This window comes from Streptomyces parvulus (assembly GCF_014648855.1).
Lineage (GTDB): Bacteria > Actinomycetota > Actinomycetes > Streptomycetales > Streptomycetaceae > Streptomyces > Streptomyces parvulus.
The window spans coordinates 1-4,072 of record NZ_BMRX01000043.1 but is presented as its reverse complement, the minus strand read 5'-3'; the positions used below and the strand labels follow the sequence as shown (position 1 = coordinate 4,072).

Sequence of the window (4,072 nt, the reverse complement as noted above, 5' to 3'; positions counted from 1 at the left end):
GTCCGTCCGGCCGGCCACCGGAGCGCCCACCGGAACATCCTCACCCGCACCCAGACGCGTCAACAGGGCGGCGAGCCCCGCCTGCAACACCATGAACAGACTCGCACCCGACGCCCGCGCCAGATCAGCCAGCCGCCGGTGCAGATCCGCGTCCATGTCCACGGTGACGTAATCACCCCGATACGTCATCACCGCCGGACGCGGACGGTCCGTGGGCAGCGTCAGCTGATCCGGCAGACCCGCCAACGCCCCCCTCCAGTACTCGATCTGCGTCGCGAACAAGCTGTCCGGATCGTCCTGATCACCCAGCAGCTCGTTCTGCCACAGCGTGTAGTCCGCGTACTGCACGGGCAGCGCCGTCCACTCCGGCGCCCGCCCCTCCACCCGCGCCGTGTAGGCACGCGTGAGATCGGAGGCCAGCGGACCCAGCGACCACCCGTCACCCGCGATGTGGTGCACGACCAGCAGCAGTACGTACTCCTGCGCCGAGAGTTCGAAGAGGTCGGCGCGCAGCGGGGTCTCGGTCGCCAGGTCGAAGGCGTAGCGGGCGGCCGACTCCAGTGCGTCCGGCAGCCCGGCCTCGGCCGTGAGGTGGACGGCGAGGTGCGGGACGGCCGCCTCGGGTGACAGCACCTGCTGGCAGGGAACGCCCTCGGATTCGGGGAACACCGTCCGCAGGCTCTCGTGCCGGCCCACCACGTCACCGAGAGCGGCCCGCAGCGCGTCCCGGTCCAGCTCGCCACGCAGCCGCAGGGCCAGGGGGATGTTGTAGGTGGCGCTCGGCCCCTCCATCTTGTGGATGAACCACAGCCGGCGCTGGGCGAAGGACAGCGGCATGACCTCCGGCCGCCGGCGGACGCTGAGGGCCAGGCGTCCCGGGGCGGCGGTGTCGAGGAGTTCCGCCACCGCGGCGGGGGTCGGGCCTTCGAACAGGGCACGCAGCTCCAGCTCCACGCCGAACGTGACGCGGATCTGCGCGATCAGCCGGGTGGCCAGCAGTGAGTGGCCGCCCAGGTCGAAGAAGTCGTCGTCGACGCCGACCCTCGGGAGCCCCAGGACCTGCGCGAACAGATCGCACGCGATCTGCTCCTGCGGCGTGCGAGCCCCGCGTCCCGACCCGGCGGACGCGAACTCCGGCACGGGCAGGGCGGCCCGGTCCAGCTTGCCGTTCGCCGTCAGGGGGAGCCGGTCGAGGGGGACGACGGCCGACGGGACCATGTAGTCGGGCAGATGGTCGCGGGTGTGCTCGCGGACCTTGGTGACCAGGGCGCCGGTGCCGCGGCGGGCGGCGGGGTTAGTCGCCCAGGTGGGCAGGGGCGCGGTGGAGGCGCCGGCGGGAAGTGCGGCGTACGTGCCGACGGGCGCGCGGCCGGACAGCCGGTTCCGGTCGACGAAGACGACGTCCACGGCGTCGGTGTCCCGGGTGTTCCAGGTGATGCCGGTCCAGTAGCCGTGCTCGTCGCCCAGGGCGTGGAAGGTGTCGAGTCCGGTTGCGGATGCGGTGGGGCGGTCGGTCAGGGAGGTGCCGTCTTCGAGGGCCTGACGCACGGCGAGTTCGTGGACCAGGCGGGGGTTCGGGACGCCGGTCAGGCGGAGTTCCGCGGGCCGGTCGGCGGTCAGCCGCCGCCGCAGGTCGGCGAGGTTGGTCTCGGCGTCGGCGTGGGCGAGCCAGGTGCTGGTGGGGGCGTCGTCGAGGGGGTGGGGGGTGATGCCGGTCTTGTAGAGGGTGGCGTCGTAGCGGTAGCGGGTGAGTTCGTTGTGGGCGGTGCCGCGCTTGAGCTGGACGTCGGTGCCCGCCAGGTCGGGGACGTGGTGGGCGAGGGCGCTGAAGTACTCGGGGTCGACGAGGAGTTCCTTCTCCAGGACCAGGCTCTGCTCCACGGCGCGGCGGATCGCGGCCGTGTCGTCCGGGTCCTCGGCACGTGCCGCCTGCACCCCTGAGGCGAAGGTCCGCAGCAGCCGCGGATTGCGCAGGTCGCCCAGGAACAGGGCGCCGCCCGGGGTGAGGGCGCGGAGCGCGTGGTGCACGACCTGTTCCAGGTAGCCGGCGTTCGGGAAGTACTGGGCCACCGAGTTGATCACGATCGTGTCGAAGTGGCCCTGCGGAAGATCGCCGAAGTCGTGGGCCGGCCGGGTGCGGAGGTGCACCCGCGCGGCCAGGACGGGATCGGCGTCGACGTGCCGCCGAAGCTCGTCGATGACGGTGCCGGAGAAGTCGGTGCCCCAGTACTCCTCGCACTCGGGTGCCAGCCGGGCCAGCAGCAGGCCGGTGCCGACCCCGATTTCGAGGACGCGGCGCGGCCGCAGGGCCCGGATGCGGTCGACGGTCGTGTCACGCCACTCCCGCATCTCGGGCAGCGGGATCGGCTCGCCGTCGTAACTGCTGTTCCAGCTGGCGAAGTTCTCACCGAAGGCCGTCTGCTCCGCGGCGTCGTACACGGCGTCGTAGAGGCTCTGCCACTCGCTGAGCTGGTCCTGCTCCACGGCTCCGCCGGTGTCGCGCGCCGAGGTGTCGGCCACCACGTAGGCGACGAGTCGGGTGTCACCCGGCTGGTCCTCGCGGACCACGACGGCCGCCTGCGCGATGTCCGTGTGGTCGGTGAGGACCTCCTCGATCTCGCCGAGTTCGATGCGGAAGCCGCGGATCTTGATCTGGTGGTCGACGCGCCCGACGAACTCCAGCTCGCCGTCCGGGTTCCACCGCACCAGGTCACCGGTGCGGTACATGCGGGCACCGGGCTCGGGAGCGTACGGGTCCGCGACGAACCGCTCGGCGGTGAGGCCGGGTTTGTGCAGATAGCCGCGAGCCACACCGGATCCCGCGATGTACAACTCGCCCACGACACCGGGCGCCACCAGCTCCAGCCCCGGGCCCAGCACGTAGGTACGCGTGTTGGCGATCGGCCGGCCGATCGGCGGTGCGCCCGCCCCGCCGGCCAGGTCCGCGGCGGTCGACCAGATGGTGGTCTCGGTGGGACCGTACAGGTTGGTCAGGTCGTCGGTGAGCGTGCGCATCGACTCGGCGAGCGGGGTGGGCAGCGCCTCGCCGCCGACCAGGATGCGCAGGCCCCGCAGCGCCTCCGGCTCGTGCGCCACCAGGAGCTGCCACAGCGAGGGGGTGCCCTGTACGACCGTGACGCCGTGCCGGGCGATCAGGTCGAGCACGGCGGACGGTTGCGGAACGGCTTCCTTGGGTGCGAGGACGACCGTGGCTCCGGACAGCAGCGGGTGGTACAGCTCCAGCGCCGCGATGTCGAAGGCCACCGTGGTGACCGCGAGCAGGCGTTCCCCCGTCCGGAGCGGGACCTTGCGCCGCATGGCCTCCAGGAAGTTGAGCAGCGGGGCGTGCGGGACGACCACGCCCTTGGGGCGACCGGTCGAGCCGGACGTGTAGATCACGTAGGCGGCGGCCTCGGGGGCGGGCGGCGCCGCGTGGCCGTCCTCGACCGGGTCGGTGTCGGGGCAGGCGGCCAGGAGGGCCTGCACGTCCGGGGAGTCCAGGACCAGTCGTTCCGCCGAATCGCCGCTCGGTGTCCGCGAGTCCGTCGACAGCGTGGTGAGCAGCAGCGCGGGCCGGGCGTCCGCGAGTACGTGGGTGAGGCGGCCGGCCGGGTGGTCCGGGTCCAGCGGCAGGTACGCGGCGCCGCTCTTGAGTACGGCCAGCAGCGCGACCACCAGCTCGGCCGAGCGTGGCAGCGCCACCGCGACCACCCGGTCCGGTCCCGCGCCCCGGCGCAGCAGGAGATGTGCGAGGCGGTTGGCGCGGCGGTCCAGTTCCGCGTAGGTCAGGGAGGTGTCCCCGGCGACCAGGGCCACGGCGTCGGGGGTGGCGGCAGCCTGCTCGGCGAAGCGGACGGGCAGTGGCGTCTCGCCGATCTCGGTTTCCGTCTCCAGCCACGTGCCGAGGAGCCGCGCGTGTTCTTCGGGGGTGAGGATGTCGATGTGGTTGAGGGGCTGGTCGGGGTGGGTGGTGGCCATGTCGAGGAAGTGCAGCCACCGCTCGAACAAGCCCCGCACCGTGGCCGGGTCGTAGATGTCGCTGGAGTACTCGACCGCACCGCTGATGCCCTGC

1 protein-coding gene is annotated in these 4,072 nt (G+C 72.4%); it reads right to left on the bottom strand.

What is annotated here, in order from left to right:
- On the bottom strand, positions 1-4,072 hold a 4,072-nt coding region (locus tag IE108_RS34605), incomplete at both ends, for a non-ribosomal peptide synthetase (protein WP_229852769.1).